Origin of the sequence: Rhodococcus sp. MSC1_016 (genome assembly GCF_023667485.2) — a bacterium.
Classification (GTDB): Bacteria; Actinomycetota; Actinomycetes; order Mycobacteriales; family Mycobacteriaceae; genus Rhodococcus_F; species Rhodococcus_F oxybenzonivorans.
The window spans coordinates 4021503-4039071 of the sequence record NZ_JAMOZI020000001.1; the positions used below are offsets into that span (position 1 = coordinate 4021503).

Here is a 17569-nt window from a genome sequence, read left to right on the forward strand (position 1 = left end):
ACATGGGACGGGACCAGCACGGGATGAGGATCAGACTGCCTCGCGGAGGCCTCAGCGAGGTCGTACCCACCCGTCAGAGTCTGCAGCGTCTGTTCGAGGCGGTCCTGGTGGTGGGGTCGGGTCTCGAACTCGATTCCACCCTGCAGCGCATCGTCGATTCGGCCACCTCGCTGCTCGACGCCCGCTACGGCGCATTGGGTGTGCGTGCCCCCGACGGCGGTCTGGCCGAGTTCGTGTTTCAGGGCATCACCCCGGACGAGCGCGCCGGGATGGGCCATTTCCCGGAAGGTCGCGGGCTGCTCGGCCTACTGATCAACGACCCGCGCCCGGTCCGTCTGCCGAACCTCTCCCGCCATCCCGAAGCTGTCGGCCTTCCGCCCGGCCACCCACCGATGAGCAGCTTCCTCGGCGCGCCCATCATGATGCGCGGGACCGTGTTCGGCAGCATTTACCTCACCGAGAAACGCAGCGGTCCCGAGTTCACGGAAGAGGACGAGGTGATCCTGCTCGCTCTCGCCACGTCGGCCGGGGTAGCTGTGGACAACGCCCGGTTGTTCGAGAAGTCGCGGACGCGCGAGCGGTGGCTGACGGCGGTCGCCTCCATCACGTCGCGCTTGATGGTCGGTGGCTCACTCGACGAGACCCTACGCACCCTCGCCGGGCAGGTACGCGAATTGTCGAGCGGCGACGAGGTGTTCATCGTCGTCACGCAGGGCGACGGCGCCGTGGTGGGAGCGGATACCGCCGCACGTCCCCTCCCCGACGCCTATCGGATCGCTGCGCAAGCCGAGCCGCTGGCCGAGGTCCAGCATTCCCGGACTCCCGCTCTGCTGACGGGATTGGCCGGTATGGCACCGTTCTCGCCGGATGCCGGTCGCGCCGCCGTTCTTCCGTTGTCGACGGCATCTGGGGTCGGCGGCGTCCTGGTGGTCACCGCCCGCGGGAACGTGCCGTGGGACCCCGACGAGGTTGCTCGGCTCGAGTCGGTGGCCGACCTCGCCGCTGTGGCCGTCGAGTTCGCGGACCAGCAACGCAAACAGCGACTGTTGTCGGTACTCGCCGATCGCGACCGGATAGCCCGGGACTTGCACGACAACGTGATTCAGCGTCTCTTCGCCACGGGTATGAGCCTGCAGAGCACCGACGCCGACGGGGATGTGCCGGAGGCGGTGCGTTCCATCGTGGCCACCGCAGTCGAGCAACTCGATCGGACGGTGCGCGAAATCCGTACCACGATCTTCGATCTTCAGGCCACCGATGCCGCGTCCGCGACGAGCCTGCGCAGACGTCTCCTCGACGTTGTCAGTGATCTCACGGCGCAGTCACCGATCGCTCCCAACGTTCAATTCGCCGGCGCCATTGACACACTCGTACCGAACCGGATCCACCAGCACGCCGAGGCAGTCCTGCGTGAAGCCCTGAGTAATGCGCTGCGGCATGCTCGCGCGACCACGATCGACATCTGCATCGCGGCCGAAGACGAACTCAGCATCACCGTGGAGGACGACGGGATCGGCATCACGCCAGGAGACCGTAGCGGCCTGGCCAATCTCGATCACCGGGCCGAGTTGTGCGGCGGCACCTGCACCGTCGAGACGGGCCCCTCGGGGACACTCGTCACATGGCGAGTACCCATCTCCTAGGTCCGGCGCCGCAGCTCGGTCGCCAATACCGCTGCCTGAGTTCGCCTTTGCATTCCAAGCTTGGCCAACAGCCGCGAGACGTAGTTCTTGATCGTCTTCTCGGCGAGGAACAGCCGCTCGGCGATCTCCCGGTTGGTGAGACCCTCCCCGATCAGCTCGAATACCGCCCGTTCCTGTTCCGACAGTTGCGCGAGCGGATCCTCTCTCCGCTCGGAACGAATGCGCTGCATCAGCGCCGACGTGGCACGGCTGTCGAGTAGCGAACCCCCCTGTCCCACCGTCCGGACCGCGGAGACCAGGTCTGTGCCGAGAATCTGCTTCAGGACGAAACCGGACGCACCCGCCATGATCGCGTCGAATAGCGCCTCGTCGTCCGAGTACGACGTGAGCATGAGGCAGCGGAGCGCAGGCAGGGCGGCTCGAAGGTCCCGGCACAGCTCCACACCATTGCCGTCCGGCAGCCGGACGTCCAGGACGGCGACATCCGCACCGCTGGTGGGCAACCGGGACAAAGCCTCCGCTACCGAACCCGCCTCCCCGACCACTTCCAGATCCGGCACGCTGCCGAATAGGTCGAGAAGGCCCCGGCGAACGATCTCGTGGTCGTCGACGAGAAACACTCGCGTGGTCATGCTTGCTACTGTTCCCGCACGATCATCACCGGACAGTCGGCGGTATGCATCAGGGCATTGCTGGTGGAACCGAGCAGCATACCCGTGAAGCCGCCGCGCCCACGGCTGCCGACCACGACGAGCTGCGCCTTCTCGGCGAATTCGCTGAGGACACGCACTGGACGATCCCGCGCGACGACGCGTTCGACCGTGACGTCGGGATACCGCTCCTGGAAGCCGGCGAGCCGCTCGGAAAGTACTACCTCTTCCCCGGTTTGAATACCCCCCCACAAAGGGTCGTCCGGGCTTGCACCGAGCGAAGGCTGAACGCTGACGTCACTCCACACGTTGACCGCGACCAACGTCGACGACATCGCCGACGCCTGCGCGAAGGCGACGTCCACTGCCGCCTTGCTGCTTTCCGAACCGTCGACGCCGACAACGATCGGACCTTCGGTGGGCGGCCGCCCGTCGAGTGTGCGGCCACGCACCACCACCAGCGGGCACTGCGCGTGGGCCGCCACCGAGGATGTGGTGGAACCGACCAGCAACCCGGTGAACTCACCGTGCCCGCGCGAGCCGAGCACCACCATGTGCGCGTCGGCAGACAGGGCGATCAGCGTCTGACTCACCTTGCCCTCGTGCTGCTCGGTGGTGATGTCGAGGGTGCCGTCCACGGTCTGCTTGGCCAGCACGCGGGCACTGCCGAGGCGGGCCTTGGCAGTGTCGGCCAGCTCTTCCTTGAAGCTCTCGGCCAGATAGGGCTCGGTGTAGTAGAAGGCGGGGATATGCACCACCGTCACGATGTGCAGTGGCAGGGACAGCGCAGCTGCAGTCCTGGCCGCCCACACGACGGCAGCGGACGCCGACTCGGATCCGTCGACACCCACGATGATCGGCTTATGTCCGGTCATGATTGCCTTCCCCTCCTTCACACCTGCTACCAGGCACGGCAATTCGGTGGTTCGGTTACCCGCAGATCTTGCGCAGCTTCTCGACCAACTCGACGCGGCCGGCTCGGTCGGCGGCCAGCGGCGACACGGTGAGGGTGGTGACGCCGGACTCGGCGAACGCCGCGACGCGCTCCGCCACGTAACTCTCCGGTCCGATCAGCGAGACGGCCCGGACGAGTTCGTCGGGCACCGCCGCGGTGGCCTCGTCCTTCTTGCCTGCAAGATAGAGATCCTGGATCGTCTCGGCTTCTTTCTCGTAGCCGTACCGGACCGCGAGGTCGTTGTAGAAGTTCTTGCCCTTGGCACCCATGCCGCCGATGTACAGCGCGAGACTCGGGCGAACCCAGTCGAGCATGTGCTCCACGTCTTCACCGATAGCGAGCGCCGGCGACGCATAAACCTGCAGTTCACCCAGGCTGGGGTCGCGCTTCGCCTTACCCTTGGCCAGTGGCTCGCCCCATACACTCGCCGCCTTCTCCGGGTAGTAGAAGATCGGCTCCCAGCCCTCCGCGATCTCGGCCGTCAGCTCGACGTTCTTGGGGCCGAGCGAGGCGATGATGATCGGAATGCGCTCACGCACAGGATGATTGATGATCTTGAGCGGCTTGCCGAGGCCTGTGCCCTTATCCGCAGGAAGCGGCACCTGGTAGTACTTGCCCTGGAACTGAACCTTCTCACGACGCCACACCTGACGACAGATTTCGACGACCTCACGAGTGCGGCCGAGCGGTGCGTCGTACTTGACGCCGTGGAAACCCTCGATCACCTGTGGGCCCGACGCGCCCAGACCCATCACGAAGCGTCCGTTGGATACAAAGTCGAGACCGGCGGCCGTCATGGCGGTCAGGCTCGGCGTACGGGTGTAGATCTGGAAGATCCCCGAGGCCAGTTCGAGCGTGGACGTCTTGGCGGCCAGGTAGCCGAGCTGGCTCACCGCGTCGAACGAGTAGGCCTCGGGCACGAACGCGATGTCGAGGCCCGCCCTCTCCAGGTCTGCGACCTCTTCGACCGTTTCGGCGAATCCGCCGCTGTAGTTCAAGCCCATACCGATGCGCACGTCGCTCCCCAATCCTGGCGTTCTTCTCTAACTCAGCACACTACTGCCGCCGATGGCGTCAGGGGCGTTCAGGCCTCACGACGACGACCGGACAATGGGCGCCGCACACCAGGCTGTTACTGGTGGAGCCGAGCAGCATCCCGGTGAACCCGCCCCGGCCGCGGCTGCCGACCACCACGAGCTGCGCCTTCTTCGACCATCCGAGCAGCCGGGCTCGCGGGTTGTCGACGTAAACCTTCCGGGAAACCTGCACGTCAGGGTACTTTTCCTGCCAGCCGGCGAGTCGCTCGGCGAGCACTGCCCGCTCGTCCTCCTCGAGGCCCACGGGTACCAGCGCGGCGTTGCGGGGGTCGTCGAAGGTCATCGGGCCGAGGTCGCTCCAGACGTGGACGGCCACCAGCGCCGCGTTCCGCAACGAGGCCTCGTGAAAGCCCACGGCGATGGCGCGTTCACTGGTGCGACTCCCGTCGACCCCCACCACGACCGGGCCGCCGGAGTGCGCGTCACCGCGTACCACCACGACCGGGCAATGGGCGTGACTGGTGACGTTGATCGCGGTATTGCCGAGCAGGGCCGTGGCCGCAGCCCCCGACCCCGACGCGCCGACCACCACCATCCGCGCGGTCTCGGATAGGTCGACGAGCCACTGCGCGCTGCTGCCGATGGACAGCTCGGTGCAGACGTCGATGATGGGGTTGACCACGTACGCCTGTTCCTGCGCTTCGGCGAGGATCGTTTTCCCGCTCGCCTCGACCCACTCGTACACGCCCCCCGAGTCCATGTAGGGCCCACCGAAACCGTACGGGGCGAAATCGAGCGCGTGGATGATCTTCAGATTCAGTCCGCGTTCGGTGGCCAGTTCAGCCGCCATTCGCACCGCAGCCTTGGAGCTGTCCGACCCGTCGACCCCGACGACGACGCTGTTGCGGTCCCGTGCGCTCATGCCTCCACACTATCCCCGGTCGCCAATTCGGGTCTGCCGCCCTTCATCTTTCGATGTGATCGGCGTCCAAGATGTTGCCCGCGAACGCATTTCGCCTCGCATTCACACCCGCCACGTGTGGACCGGGCTCCCGTCACGCATGTTCTCGACGTACTGACGCATCATGGCGGCGAGGGCGTCCCGCCGGTTCATCCCGGCGTCCTCGTGACGAACTACCTGCGCGCGCTGCCACGCCGCCCCTGTCTGCCGGGTGAGGCATCGGCCCTCGATGACGCTGAGGTAGCGGTCCCGCGCTTTCTGTGACAGGCCGAAGGCCGCCAGTCCCTGGTCGGCGATCGGCAGCAGCCTCCGCAGTACCAACTCGTCCGCTCCCAGCGTGCCGACACCCGGCCAGTACATCTGGGCATCCATGCCGTGCTGGGCACCGGCGCGTAGGTTTTCCTCCGCCGCGTTGAACGACATCCGCGTCCATACGGGCTGATCGGCTTCGACCAATCCTCGCAATGCGCCGTAGTAGAAGGCCGCGTTGGCCATGATGTCGAGCACGGTGGGGCCGGCAGGCAACACCCGGTTCTCGATCCGCAGGTGCGGTTTGCCGTCGGCACAGTCGTAGACGGGACGATTCCAGCGATAGATGGTGCCGTTGTGCATTTGCAGTTCACTCAGGTCGGGAATGCGGCCGGCGTCCAGTTCGGCCGCGGGGTCGACATCCGTCACCTCCGGAAGAAGCGCCGGAAAGTACCGGGAGTTCTCCTCGAACAGGTCGAAGACCGACGAGATCCACCGTTCCCCGAACCACACCCGCGGCCGGACGCCCTGATTCTTGAGCTCGAGGGGTCGGGTATCGGTGGCCTGCTCGAAGATCGGTATGCGCGATTCGTGCCACAGCGCTTTCCCCGCGAGAAACGGCGAGTTGGCTGCCAGCGCGACCTGTGCACCTGCGAGGCACTGCGCAGCATTCCAGTGTGCAGCGAACTCTTCGGGTGCCACTCGCAGATGCAGTTGCAGTGACGTGCACGCTGCCTCGGGGACCACAGAATTGCTGTCGGCACGTAGTTGCTCCTGCGGACGGCCTTCGAGAGCGACACCCTCGAGGTCGAGTTCGATGTCCTCCCCACGTGCCGCGAAGATCTGCTCGTTGAGCAGTTCGTAGCGAGGGTTGGCCGAGATCCACTCGCGATCCAGGTGCTCGAGCTCGAGGGTCGGCAGCATCCCGATCATGACCAGTTGTGCGTCGTGGCGGTGGATCCGGGCATCGACGACGGACAGCGATGCCCGCAGCGTGCGCTCGAGTTCGAACGTCCCGTCACCGACAAGCGGCCCCGGTTTGACGTTCATCTCCACGTTGAACTGACCCAGCTCGGTCTGGAACACCGCGTCGTCGCCGATCGACTCGAGCACGGCATTGTTGGACATCGCCGGCGTCATGTCTGCGTGCACGAGATTGAACTCGATCTCCATGCCCAGCATCGGTCGTGGTGGATCGATGTCGTCCCGGAAAGCGCCTTCCTTCAGCATGCGTTCGAGCGCGTCGGCGCACATCAGTACCTTCTGGCGGAACAAACGTCGATCTGCTCGGCTGAATGTCCGAGAGGTGACCTCGCGGCCCATGCCACTCCTCTGCTCTGCGACTTCGGTTCCGCGAGCATATCCGTTCGGTCGGCACGAGACCGGGGTGGCGGGATAACCTCGAACCAGACGCTGGTGAGCGGAAGGATCCGAGATGACACCTCACACCGACTCGAGGAAGAAACCAGAGTTCAGCGTGGGAACGCGGGTGAAGACCCGCCATTCGGTCGATCCCGAGCTACCCGAGAAGGAGTGGCCACTCGAGACGGGCGTCATCGTCGACGAGTTCGGCGGCGTCCAGGACATCACCGACGAGTCCTACGGCCGCAACTGGGCCGTGTCGCGCCGATGGGCGATAGCCCTCGACGGTGGGCCCCTCGTCTTCCGTAACGACCCGGATCTCGAGCCGGAATGAGACTCAGGCGTTGGCGCCGGCGTCGCCCCACGTGACAGCCACGCCGTTTTCCTTCAACCAGTGGGCGGGATCGACCTTGTTGCCGGCGGCGTCATGGACCTCGAAATGCAGGTGCGGGCCGGTGGACTGACCGCGGTTGCCCACGTGAGCGATCTGCTGTCCGGCGGAGACACGCTGCCCGACGGCGACGGTGTAGTCGTTGACGTGCCCGTACACCGTCACGGTGCCGTCGTCATGAAGCAACCGCACCCACAGGCCGAAACCGGACGCAGCGCCGGCGTCGATGACCTGACCGTCGGCGGCCGCAAGGACGGGTGTACCGATGGGAGCGGCGATGTCGATGCCGCCGTGGTGCGCCCCCCAGCGCGAGCCGAAGTTGGAGGTCAGCGTGCCCGAGACCGGCTGCACCGCGTGCGGCTTGACGGGGTTGACCGAGCTCAACCACTGCTGCGCCTGGGCCCCCAGGTCGGGTCCGCCGAAGTTCTGGACGGCGGCCCCCAAATCTGTGGGCAATTCGAAGCCGGCAGGGAGGACGCCCGCCGGAATCTCGAAGGGCAGGCCGGGAGCGGTGTGCGGGGCTGCCGGCTCGACAGCGTGCGAGTCGGCCGGGGCAGCGGCCGCGCTGCCCGCTCCGAGCTGGGCTGCGCCGACGACGAGGGCGCCGGTGGCCGCCGCAACCGTGGCTGCCTTCACGCCCACTCCCGCTCCGGTCTGCGCAGTGCGATGGCGCCCGCGCGCCGCGTCCGGATCGATCTCGAATCGGAGCGAATTGCCGTTCGAGCGGTGGTGGGAACCCACAGTTGATACCTCGTCAGTCGTCGGATTGCAGCACGCCCCGTGTGGGGTGGGCTCCTCTGTCTGGCGACGAATGTAACAAAACGATATAGGTCAGCGCCACCGTGACCGAATCTTTATGCTTTGCGCCGTTCGAGTTCGGCGCGGAATTCGGCATAGCGGGCCTTGTGCGGGGCGCGCGTCCGCACTACCGCCCAGGCGATACCCAGCACGACGAACCAGATGGGCGTGACGAGCAGGGCCTCGAGCGTGTCCTCTTCCTGCGTCAGAGCCCAGAGCAGGAACACGAAGAAGCCCAGCACCACCCAGCACATCACCACACCGCCGGGCATCTTGAACGCCGACGCCTCGTGCAGTTCCGGCCGACGTTTCCGGTAGACCAGATAACTAGCCAGAATCATTGTCCACACGAACATGAAGAGCACGGACGAGATGGTCGTCACCGTCGTGAAGGCTTCGATCACGGAATCGCCGGAGAAGAGAAGCGCGATGGCCGACAGCAGGAACGTGCACGAGAACATCAAGGCGTTGGCCGGCACGCGGCGCGAGCTGAGCGTGCCCAATCGGGCAGGTGCGTCACCCTCGCGGGCGAGACCGTAAACCATCCGTGACGTCGAGTAGATACCCGAATTGGCCGACGACGCGGCCGAGGTCAACACCACGAACTGGATCACTCCCGCCGCGATCGCGAGACCGGCGAGCGAGAACATCGCCGTGAAGGGACTCTCACCGGGAACCACCTCACGCCACGGCGTGACCGAGATGATCACTATCAGCGACACCACGTAGAACAACAGAATGCGGATGGGGATGGAGTTGATCGCCTTCGGAAGGTTCTTCTCCGGATCTTTCGCTTCGGCCGCGGTGGTGCCGACCAGTTCTATGCCCACGAACGCGAACACCGCGATCTGGAATCCGGCGACGAAACCCATTGCGCCAGTGGGGAACATGCCACCGTCGTTCCACAGATTGTCGAAGCCGGCCTGAGCACCGTTCGGAGCCGTGAAGTGGGCGAACACCATGACGAGACCCACCACGATGAGACTGACGATCGCGATGATCTTGATCAGAGCGAACCAGAACTCGGTCTCGCCGAACGCCCGCACCGTGGGGAGGTTGAGCAGAAGCAACGCTGCAATGGCAACGACCGCTGGAATCCACAATTGCAGGTCTGGCCACCAGTACTGCACGTAGCCCGAGATGGCGATGATGTCGGCGATTCCGGTGACGATCCAGCAGAACCAGTACGTCCAGCCGGTGAAGAATCCGGCCCACGGGCCGAGAAGGTCTGCCGCGAAGTCGGAGAAGGACTTGTACTGCAGATTCGAGAGCAGAAGTTCACCCATCGCCCGCATGACGAAGAACAGCATGAACCCGATGATCATGTATACGAAGATCACCGACGGCCCTGCCAGCGAGATCGTCTTGCCGGAGCCCATGAAGAGGCCCGTGCCGATGGCTCCACCGATCGCAATCAGCTGGATGTGACGGTTTGCCAGCTGCCGCGACAGATGCGGTGCTTCCGCTGATCCGGTGGACGGAGTTTCGCCCGATTCCGATCCGATCGCGCCCGCCGAGGAAGTTCGGTCAGCCATGGAAACCCGCAACCCTTTCGTCGTACGTGCCGCGCCCTCGGAGTCTGGCGCCCGAGAAACGCACCCCACAAAAGCGTGGGTCACGTTACGCGCGATTTCCTCGAGGCCAGCGTTCGAGGGCAGTGTCTTCGGACGCAGGGGTTGACAGGCCACACCCAGCTAAGGCTAACCTTCCTAGAACTTCCCGAGGCAGGAGCTGAGTTCATGATCGACGACCTCATCGAGATCGCGTACGCACAGGGCGCCGTGCGGACCGCCGCCCGTGCGAGCAACGGTGTGGACGAGTACGAACTCGCCCGCATCGACTGCGACCGCTCCACCGTGACCGTCGCCGTGCGCGCCGACGGCAAGTTCGCGAAGGCCACGACCATGGACGGGTACCTCACGCTCGGTCAGGTCATGCAGGTCTGCGGCCTCGACTACCGGAACGCCACCTCCCGCGCTCGGCACGCCGTCTCCTGACTGCCGGGCATAGCTCCATCAGGACATCTGTTGCCGACTCTGCACTCCGGATCGCGAGCTCACCACAATTCCCGCTACACTCACCACGGCGTACGCCACGGGTGTACACGCGCCCTCGTAGCTCAGGGGATAGAGCAACCCTCTCCTAAAGGGTAGGTCGCAGGTTCGAATCCTGCCGAGGGCACTGTCAGCCCAGCCTCAGCTTGCAATGGACGCGCGATGACGCCTCGGTTGCGATTCGATCTGTTGCGACTCCTCGGTTGTGTCGCAGTGCGGCGTCGACCAGCGAGCGAAGATCCTCCCCGCCCTGCTCGGAGCTGGTGCCGACCAGAAAGCAGGACGTCACTTCGTGCAGCAGCGGGCGCGGAATGGTGAACATGCCGGCAACTGCAGCACGCAGGATGGTCTCGACAGCGATGCGTCCTTCACCCATGTCCAGGAAATCATCGACCCGATTTCGGGCACCGGCGTCGAGGAAGGGCTCGGCGATCTGCGACAAGTCGTGGGCAACGTCGATCGCATTTCTCATCCGCTGAGTGTAGTGCGACGGCGGTCACCGGGGACCGGAGCGCGAAATTTGACCCCAACGAGCGGTGAGTGAAACTAGTTGTGATGCACAGTTACTCACATCTCAGAGTGCCGCGCATGCGATGCCGATGACCGCCAGCCCGAGCAGTGCGTCGAGGACACCGCAGAACTCCGCGAGGGACCGGTCGACCACCGTATTCGCTCGGTAGTGGTAAAGGTCCCACGCCGCATGAGCGAGCAGACCGGAGCCGACGAGGAAGGCCCCCACCGTGGGCGCGACAACGACGGCCGTGGCCGCCACTGCACCGTAGGCGGCCATCGCCAGGACCGCAGGCTGCACCCGGAACGTGTGCCCCACGACCGCTCGGCCCACGGCGTAGCCGATTCCGATGACGCCGAACCCCAACAGCACCCACGTGACGTCGACGCCGACGTCCGTGGCACGCTCCGCCAGTTTTCCCGCGGTGATCACTACGACCGTCCCGAAGAACAGCGGCCACGCGGAGCTTCTGCGCCCCAGCAGTGCGGCACCTAGATAGACGAGAGCGGCGGCGGCGAGGACCGGCGCGAGATCGGTGCTGCCATCGAACATGACGAACATCGCGAATACGACGGCAGCCAGGGTCGGCCAGCGTTGCAGGACGGAACGGTCCGGGTGGTGAGCGTGCCGTGTGACTGTGGTGCTCATATCGACTTCCCCTCGCGTGTCAGCGATCAAGTCCTCAAGTTGAACATGCATGTTCAACTTATTTGAAGCGTAACCTGTACACAACTGTTCGACAAGAGGAAGAGAAGCCACGAGCACCAGCGAGGTACCCAGGAAGTCCGGCCGACGCCGCGCGGACGCGGAACGCAACATCGAAGCGATCCTCGACGCAGCTCACGCATGTCTGAGCTCCGACCCGGACGCCAGCATCGGCGACATCGCGAAAGCCGCCGGCGTCGGGCGGGTCACGCTCTACGGACACTTCCCGACTCGCGCCGACCTCGTCGACGCAGTCGTCACGCGCGCACTCACCGCCGCCGAACACGCCCTTGCTGTCATCGACCTCACCGGTGATCCACGGGAGGCCATACACCGGCTCGTCGCCGGTTCCTGGTCACTCACTGCCGATGCCGGTGCACTGGTGGCCGCCGCCGAACGCAGCCTGCCCGCCGCACAGATACGTGCCGCCCACGACGGGATGCTGGTTCCCGTCGGGGAGCTCCTCGAGCGCGGTCGGAGCGAAGGCGTGTTCCGCACCGACCTGCCCACGTCGTGGTTGGCCGCCGTTCTCCACAGTGTCGTGCACTGCGCCGCAACCGAAGTCGGTGCCGGACGGGTCGATCCGGGCGACGCCGCGTCCTACATCACCAAAACAGTGCTGGCGTCCTTCGCCCCGGGCTTACAGGACTTGTCGGAGGGTGGAGGTAGTATCGACGAACATTCAACCGGGGGGTGAGTGATGTTGGTACAGAACGAGTTAGATGCGACGCCACCAGGCATCGTGGCGCTCGACGCCTTACGAGAGCAGAAGGCCGAACTCGCGCAGGCGCAGTACACACAGGTCCACGCCATCACCGACTACTACTACCTGTGCTCGAACGAAGACGAGCGACGTGGGATCAATCCCGCGCATTCCGGCATGCACGCCGCAGTCGAACTGTCCGCTGCACTGGGCATGAATGAAGGTACGGTCACCGCGTCGATCGAGTTGGGACTGGAATTACGACACCGTCTCCACCGGACGCGCGAGGCGTTCGCGACCGGCCGGATCGACCTCGCCCAGGCCCGCGTCATCTCCGCCATGCTGACCGGAGTGAACGACAGCGCCCTCGACATCCTCGAATCCGCAGTGCTGGAGGGCCGTAACGTGCCACCCACCACGCTCCGAGTCCGCTGCCGCCGGCTGATCGCCAAGCACGATCCCGGCAGTCTCCGTCGCCGGACGAAGCTTGCCGCCGTCGACCGCGATGTCCGGGTGCGGCCCGCCGAGAACGGCATGTCCTTCGTCGACGGACATCTCCCCGCGGCCGACGCCCACACCATTGGGATGCGGCTACGTGAGATGGCCATTCACGACGTCTGCACCGGCGACCCCCGAACCCTCGCCCAACGCCGTGCCGACGCCCTGACCGCACTCGCAGACGGCAGCGGCAGACTCCTCTGCCGCTGCCTGGACGTCGGCTGCCACACCCGAACCAGGCCCTCTCCTACCCGTCGGGCACCACTGATCCAGGTGGTAATCAACGCCGAAACACTGCTCGGGTTGGACGAAACCCCTGCCCACCTCGACGGGTACGGGCCCATCGACGCCGACACCGCCCGCCTTCTCGCCGCAGACGGGGTCTTCCAACGCGTCCACACCCTCACCGAAAACGACGTACCCGGCGACGGCAGCCACATCCTCGGCATCAGTGCCATCGTGAAACACCCGGGCGTACCGAAGGACCTGATCCGTAACGACACCTGCGCCACCACCTACACACCCGGCACCGGGCAGTCCCGCCGCATCCGTACCCGCGACGGACAGTGCCGCTTCCCGAACTGCCAGGTGCCCGCCCGACACTGCGACCTCGACCATACGACTCCGTTCGACCACAAGGATCCCAAGAATGGTGGTCTCACCGTCGACTCGAATCTCGCCTGCCTCTGCCGACGACACCACCGCCTCAAAACCCGAGGACTGTGGACCGTGAAACAGAGCGGCGCCGGACATCTCGAATGGACCACCCCACACGGTGAAACCATGTACACCGAACCCGAAGGTGCCGCAGTCCATCTCGTCCGTACCGCTCGCACATCGCGGCACGACCGGACGCTGGCGTTGATGACCCGACGCTCCCACGCCGAGCATGACCTCGACTACCTCATAGAACTTCACCGAACACGACGATCCGCACCAGCCGTCCCCGACCTCACCCATATTCCCGTGTCAGGTCCGGCACGCGACGATCCGCCGTTCTAGCGATCTACGACGCGACCCGATCACAGCGCCCGACAGGGTGAGCGGCCAACAGATCGCGGGCCCTGTTCCGCGCTGCGTTGTACTCGTACCACTCGGCTCCTTCATCGACCTCGTGTTGGAGCCGATACAGGGCACACGAGCGTTCCGGCTCCGGCAGTCGATCCAGAGCGGGAACCGCATCGACCGACAACGACCTCAGGTAGCTCACATCGATGCGTCCGGTCTCCTCGAAGCGTTCCACGTTCTTCTGCGCGATATAGGCGTCCGGATCGACCACAGCGAGGAGGAGCACCCCGCACACTGCCGAACTCAGAACCGCACACGGCAACCACCGCCCCGACAACCGCAGCCCGGCAACGATCAACAGTACGAACACCAATCCCAGCCACAGTTCGGTCACCAGAACGAGCAGGCGCAGCTGCGTGTACCCGTAGTGGCTCTCGTACAGCGACATCCGGGCGACCGCCGATGCGACGATGACGAGCGTCAGAACACAGAGCAGGCCGAGCAGCACTCGCACCAGCGTGCGGTCGATCGCCTCCCTCCACGCCGCCTTGCGGAGAGCAACAGCGATCACCAGCAGCGTCAGCCCCGTCACGGCCAGCAACTGCCAGAAGCCCTGCCGGGCGTACTCGGCGTACGTGAGATCGTCCGTCGTCAACACGTGCCGGTCCCCACCGAACAGCACTCTCAACTGCACGGCGACGAAACCGAGGAACAGCAAGTTCAGCAGCGCGAGTGGAAAAGCCCACTCCCAGCGGGCAACGGGTCGACCAGGACCGGGTGCGAGTGCGTCCACCCGTGGGGTGCGTCTCAGCAGATAGGCAGCACCCAGCGTCCCACCGCACACGAGCGTGCCGAGCACGAGCCTGCCGACCGGATTGGACACCTCCACTGAGGGTGTCGCCTGTTCGAGGAGTTCGGCGAACTTCGCATCAGCGCTGGCGAACAGCGATCCGAACACCAGCAGGAGGACCGCGCTGACGGCCGCCACGCCGAAAACACGAAGCAGCGAGACTCTTTCGGCGGAACTCCAGCGGGAGGCTCCGCGTCGTGTCCAGCGAATCACCCGCAGCGGGGTGAACCACAGCGCGAACGAACCGGCGGCCAGACCCGTCCAGGTTCTGCCTCCGACCACGGCGAAGGACCCGACCACCCAGCTGAGGGCTACACACACGGCGGCGAGCCAGCCGGCGCCACGAACACTGAGCACAGCGAGCAGGGCGAGTGCAGTGACTACTGCAACTGCCTGCGCAGCTGTGGGTCTCACCCTGCGCGTCGCGAAGACCGCCAGTGCGATCGCGGTACCGGTCAGCAGGTAACCCAGACCGACCACCGTGATGTGGAGCGTGAGAGCAGCGACCACGCCGGCTCCGACGGCGGCGAGGACGATCGCGCGGGGAGCGATCGACGTGCGGTCGCGTCGCCACACTCCCCCCGGCCACGATCGTGTCCGCCGTGGCCGAACTGGTTGGGCAGGTGCGATTGTCATGTGTCCTCCCTGGTTGCATCACCCGGATTCGGGCAGGCGTCATCGCGGGACCGGCGGGTCCCGTATCTGGTGTGTTCGTGTCAACCGGCGGGCAGGGTCACCCGGATGCAGCAGCCGCGCACCGTGTCGACGACCTCGATGCGGCCGTCGTGCAATTCGACCGCCCAGCGCGCGATCGCGAGTCCGAGCCCGGTCCCGCCATCCGTCGAACCCCCGCGTGTGAAACGCTCGAATACCCGGGAGCGCTCACCGGGGCTGATCCCGGGGCCGTCGTCCTCCACCTCGATCATCACGCCACCCGGAGCGGGGCGGCCGCGCACTACGACCTGGGTGTGGGCGGAGCCGTGCCGAAGAGCGTTGTCGACGAGGTTCGTCACCGCCTGGTGGAGTCGCGCGACATCGGCATCGACGCAGAGGCCGGACGGCTGCACGTCCACTTGCACCCGCCGTGGTCCTGCCGGTCCCACCGCCTGACGAACCACATCCTCGAGGAAGTCCCGGACCGGGAATCGCTCGCGGTCGAGTTGCACCGCACCCTCTTCCAGGCGCGACAGGTCGAGAAGTTCGGCGACCAACCGGCCAAGCCGCTCGGTCTGATCGAGTGCCACCTGCATCCGAGCCGGATCGGGTTCTTCTACACCGTCGACCACGTTCTCGAGCAGTGCCGACAGTGCGGAAATCGGTGTGCGCAGCTCGTGCGAGACGTTGCCGATCAATTCACGGCGATAGCGGTCGGCTGCCTCGAGATCCTCGGCCATGGAGTTGAATGCGCGGGCTAGTTCACCGATTTCGTCTCTCGACGTCGACCGGACCCGGCGGGAGTAGTCGCCCGTCGCCATCGCGCGGGCCGCAGCCGTCATCTCTCGCAGGGGCGAGGTCATCCCGTGCGCGAGGATCTGGGTCACTGCTAACGACACCAGCATCGCCAGGGCGAGCGCGTATCGGAAGGGCCAGCGCGCCGTCACCCAGAACATCAGGGAGGCGAGGAACAGTGCCGCGACCACGAGTAACCCGGTCTTGACCTTGAACGACCGAAAGGGATCGAGCGGTCGGGGCAACCTGTCGACGATCCGTCCGCCACCGACCCGGTCACCAGCGCTCATTTCTGCACGTCCAGCGCGTAACCGACACCATGGACCGTGCGGATGAGGTCGCCGCCGAGTTTGCGGCGCAGGGCCTTGACGTGGCTGTCGACGGTCCTGCTGCCGGCCACGTCACCCCATCCCCAGACCTCCGCGAGCAGCGACTCCCGGGAGATGGCGGCCCGTGGGCGAGAGGCGAAATGCGCGAGAAGGTCGAACTCCGTCCTCGTGAGGTGTATTTCGTCGTCACCGCGCCGGACCCGTCGCTCGACGAGATCCACCTCGAGATCACCCACCGACATCCCCGCCTGTCCGCTGGAGGCGGCCTCGGTGGCCCGTTCGGCGCGGCGCACGAGCGCGTGCACCCTGGCCACGAGCACCCGCATGCTGAATGGCTTGCTCAGGTAGTCGTCGGCACCCACCCCGAGTCCGATGAGCATGTCTGTTTCGTCCGCTCGGGCGGTGAGCATCAACACCGGTACCGGCCGTGCGGCCTGCACCCTCCTGCAGACCTCGAGCCCGTCGAATCCGGGCAGCATCACATCCAGGACGAGCAGGTCCGGTTCGGAAGCCTCGCATTCCGCCACGGCACCCGGACCGTCGGACGCCGTGACGACGTCGAAGCCCTCGGCACGCAACCTGGCGGCTACCGACTCGCAGATCGTCGCCTCGTCGTCGACGACGAGCACTCTTCGCTGGCTCATGCCCCGACTGTATTGCCCGCGCGTGCGGATCCCCGTCAGAGCCTGTGAAGATTCTGTGCAGGTTTGCCCGCGCACGGGGTGGTGGATCGTCACCCTGGGGTCGCTGTCGCAGCGTTCGTCTTCAGCGCACGCTTGAGTCATCAGCCCGGCACACCCCCAACCCACCGGAGGACCTACACCGTGACCACCACCGCAACCCGCATCGCACTCGGCACCACCGCCGCCATTGCCTTCTCGTTCGTGGGGACGGCAGTCGTCCTCCTCGCCGGCGGGCACATCGACGGCGCACCCTCACCGACGTCCGACAGGAGCAACTCGCAGCAGCGAGTCCTTCCCGGCATCGCTGCTGTGCCCGGTGCCGTCGCGGTGGATCCGGGTACTGCGGCGGCCGATATCGAGGTCGCGGCGCCCGGACCGGAGGTCGTCCCACCGATCGTCTTCGCGCCGGCACCTCAGGTCGCAGCGCCGCCGGTCGGGGTACCCCAGGTCGCAGCGCCCCCGGTCGTGATTCCGCCGATCGCACAGCCGCCCGTCGCCAAACCGCCCGTCGTCGAACCGCCCGTCGTCGAACCGCCCGTCGTGGTGGATCCGGTCAAGCCGCCGAAGCGCCCGTTCCCCTTCCCCGGGAAGATCGACGACGAAGTCCTCTCGCCCGCGACCGATCCCTTCCCGGCCGGTGGCGGACCGAAGCCCCGGCCGCCGAGCGTTCCGCAGGCCCCCGGTGGAATGGGCGGGTCCGTCGGCGGAACGACTGTCGGCGAGTAAGTGGATC

Annotated in this window: 18 protein-coding genes, 1 tRNA gene and 1 pseudogene; 8 read left to right on the forward strand and 12 right to left on the reverse strand. The window is 65.9% G+C overall.

Translation table 11 applies throughout. The features are described from left to right. Positions 1-2 precede the first annotated feature (2 nt). A complete protein-coding gene (locus L1080_RS18575; protein ID WP_250774906.1) occupies positions 3-1643 on the forward strand; it encodes a sensor histidine kinase in 1641 nt (546 codons plus the stop codon). Here L1080_RS18575 and L1080_RS18580 read toward each other — a convergent pair. From L1080_RS18580 to L1080_RS18600, 5 genes are all read right to left on the reverse strand, one after another. Continuing rightward, positions 1640-2275, reverse strand: coding sequence for a response regulator (locus L1080_RS18580; RefSeq protein WP_159919991.1), 636 nt, complete (start codon positions 2273-2275; stop codon positions 1640-1642). The genes L1080_RS18575 and L1080_RS18580 overlap by 4 nt on opposite strands. Positions 2276-2280: 5 nt before the next feature. Further along, positions 2281-3168, reverse strand: coding sequence for a universal stress protein (locus L1080_RS18585; protein WP_250774904.1), 888 nt, complete (start codon positions 3166-3168; stop codon positions 2281-2283). Between the two features lie 55 nt (positions 3169-3223). After that, positions 3224-4264, reverse strand: a complete 1041-nt coding sequence (locus L1080_RS18590; RefSeq protein ID WP_109327549.1) for an LLM class F420-dependent oxidoreductase — start codon at positions 4262-4264, stop codon at positions 3224-3226. A gap of 58 nt (positions 4265-4322) precedes the next feature. Continuing rightward, positions 4323-5207, reverse strand: a complete 885-nt coding sequence (locus L1080_RS18595) for a universal stress protein (RefSeq protein ID WP_250774902.1) — start codon at positions 5205-5207, stop codon at positions 4323-4325. A 102-nt stretch (positions 5208-5309) separates the two neighbouring features. After that, positions 5310-6818: a glutamate-cysteine ligase family protein gene (locus L1080_RS18600; protein ID WP_250774900.1), complete on the reverse strand. Its 1509-nt coding sequence runs from the start codon at positions 6816-6818 to the stop codon at positions 5310-5312. A gap of 112 nt (positions 6819-6930) precedes the next feature. On the opposite strand from L1080_RS18600, the gene L1080_RS18605 reads away from it, so the two are divergent. After that, entirely contained in the window at positions 6931-7191 is a 261-nt protein-coding gene (locus L1080_RS18605) for a hypothetical protein (RefSeq protein ID WP_159919981.1), read from the forward strand. Positions 7192-7194: 3 nt separating this feature from the next. Here L1080_RS18605 and L1080_RS18610 read toward each other — a convergent pair whose 3' ends face one another. Both L1080_RS18610 and cycA read right to left on the reverse strand, forming a co-directional pair. Continuing rightward, entirely contained in the window at positions 7195-7989 is a 795-nt protein-coding gene (locus tag L1080_RS18610) for a M23 family metallopeptidase (protein WP_159919979.1), read from the reverse strand. 113 nt (positions 7990-8102) lie between these two features. Then, positions 8103-9581: a D-serine/D-alanine/glycine transporter gene (gene cycA, locus L1080_RS18615; protein ID WP_250774898.1), complete on the reverse strand. Its 1479-nt coding sequence runs from the start codon at positions 9579-9581 to the stop codon at positions 8103-8105. A gap of 204 nt (positions 9582-9785) precedes the next feature. Here cycA and L1080_RS18620 point away from each other — a divergent pair, with 204 nt between their 5' ends. Together L1080_RS18620 and L1080_RS18625 are read left to right on the forward strand one after the other, a co-directional pair. Beyond that, a complete protein-coding gene (locus L1080_RS18620; RefSeq protein ID WP_159919977.1) occupies positions 9786-10043 on the forward strand; it encodes a hypothetical protein in 258 nt (85 codons plus the stop codon). A gap of 111 nt (positions 10044-10154) precedes the next feature. Continuing rightward, positions 10155-10227 (forward strand) — tRNA-Arg (locus L1080_RS18625). A gap of 3 nt (positions 10228-10230) precedes the next feature. Here L1080_RS18625 and L1080_RS18630 read toward each other — a convergent pair. Both L1080_RS18630 and L1080_RS18635 read right to left on the reverse strand, forming a co-directional pair. Next, positions 10231-10572: a hypothetical protein gene (locus L1080_RS18630; RefSeq protein ID WP_159919975.1), complete on the reverse strand. Its 342-nt coding sequence runs from the start codon at positions 10570-10572 to the stop codon at positions 10231-10233. A gap of 102 nt (positions 10573-10674) precedes the next feature. After that, positions 10675-11259 (reverse strand): hypothetical protein, encoded by a 585-nt coding sequence (locus L1080_RS18635; RefSeq protein WP_250774896.1) that lies wholly within the window; start codon positions 11257-11259, stop codon positions 10675-10677. A gap of 178 nt (positions 11260-11437) precedes the next feature. On the opposite strand from L1080_RS18635, the pseudogene L1080_RS18640 reads away from it, so the two are divergent. The 3 genes and pseudogenes from L1080_RS18640 to L1080_RS18650 form a co-directional block, all read left to right on the forward strand. Continuing rightward, positions 11438-11560, forward strand: a pseudogene (locus L1080_RS18640) (TetR/AcrR family transcriptional regulator); the annotation flags it as partial. A 138-nt stretch (positions 11561-11698) separates the two neighbouring features. Continuing rightward, complete coding sequence (locus L1080_RS18645; RefSeq protein WP_236603394.1) at positions 11699-12013, forward strand: hypothetical protein; 315 nt, start codon at positions 11699-11701, stop codon at positions 12011-12013. Between the two features lie 3 nt (positions 12014-12016). Beyond that, positions 12017-13519 (forward strand): HNH endonuclease signature motif containing protein, encoded by a 1503-nt coding sequence (locus L1080_RS18650; protein WP_250774894.1) that lies wholly within the window; start codon positions 12017-12019, stop codon positions 13517-13519. 4 nt (positions 13520-13523) lie between these two features. Here the strand turns inward: L1080_RS18650 and L1080_RS18655 are convergent, their stop codons facing one another. From L1080_RS18655 to L1080_RS18665, 3 genes are all read right to left on the reverse strand, one after another. Beyond that, on the reverse strand, positions 13524-15011 hold the full coding sequence (locus tag L1080_RS18655; RefSeq protein ID WP_250774891.1) for a DUF4153 domain-containing protein: 1488 nt from the start codon (positions 15009-15011) through the stop codon (positions 13524-13526). 80 nt (positions 15012-15091) lie between these two features. Continuing rightward, the gene (locus L1080_RS18660; RefSeq protein ID WP_159919967.1) at positions 15092-16114 is read right to left on the reverse strand and encodes a HAMP domain-containing sensor histidine kinase; all 1023 of its coding nucleotides are present in this window, start codon (positions 16112-16114) and stop codon (positions 15092-15094) included. Beyond that, positions 16111-16797 carry a response regulator transcription factor gene (locus tag L1080_RS18665; protein ID WP_109327526.1) on the reverse strand — a complete coding sequence of 229 codons (687 nt, stop codon included), beginning with the start codon at positions 16795-16797 and terminating at the stop codon, positions 16111-16113. The genes L1080_RS18660 and L1080_RS18665 overlap by 4 nt, the downstream gene beginning before the upstream one ends. Before the next feature lie 180 nt (positions 16798-16977). On the opposite strand from L1080_RS18665, the gene L1080_RS18670 reads away from it, so the two are divergent. Beyond that, positions 16978-17562 (forward strand): hypothetical protein, encoded by a 585-nt coding sequence (locus L1080_RS18670; RefSeq protein ID WP_250774888.1) that lies wholly within the window; start codon positions 16978-16980, stop codon positions 17560-17562. Positions 17563-17569: the final 7 nt, after the last annotated feature.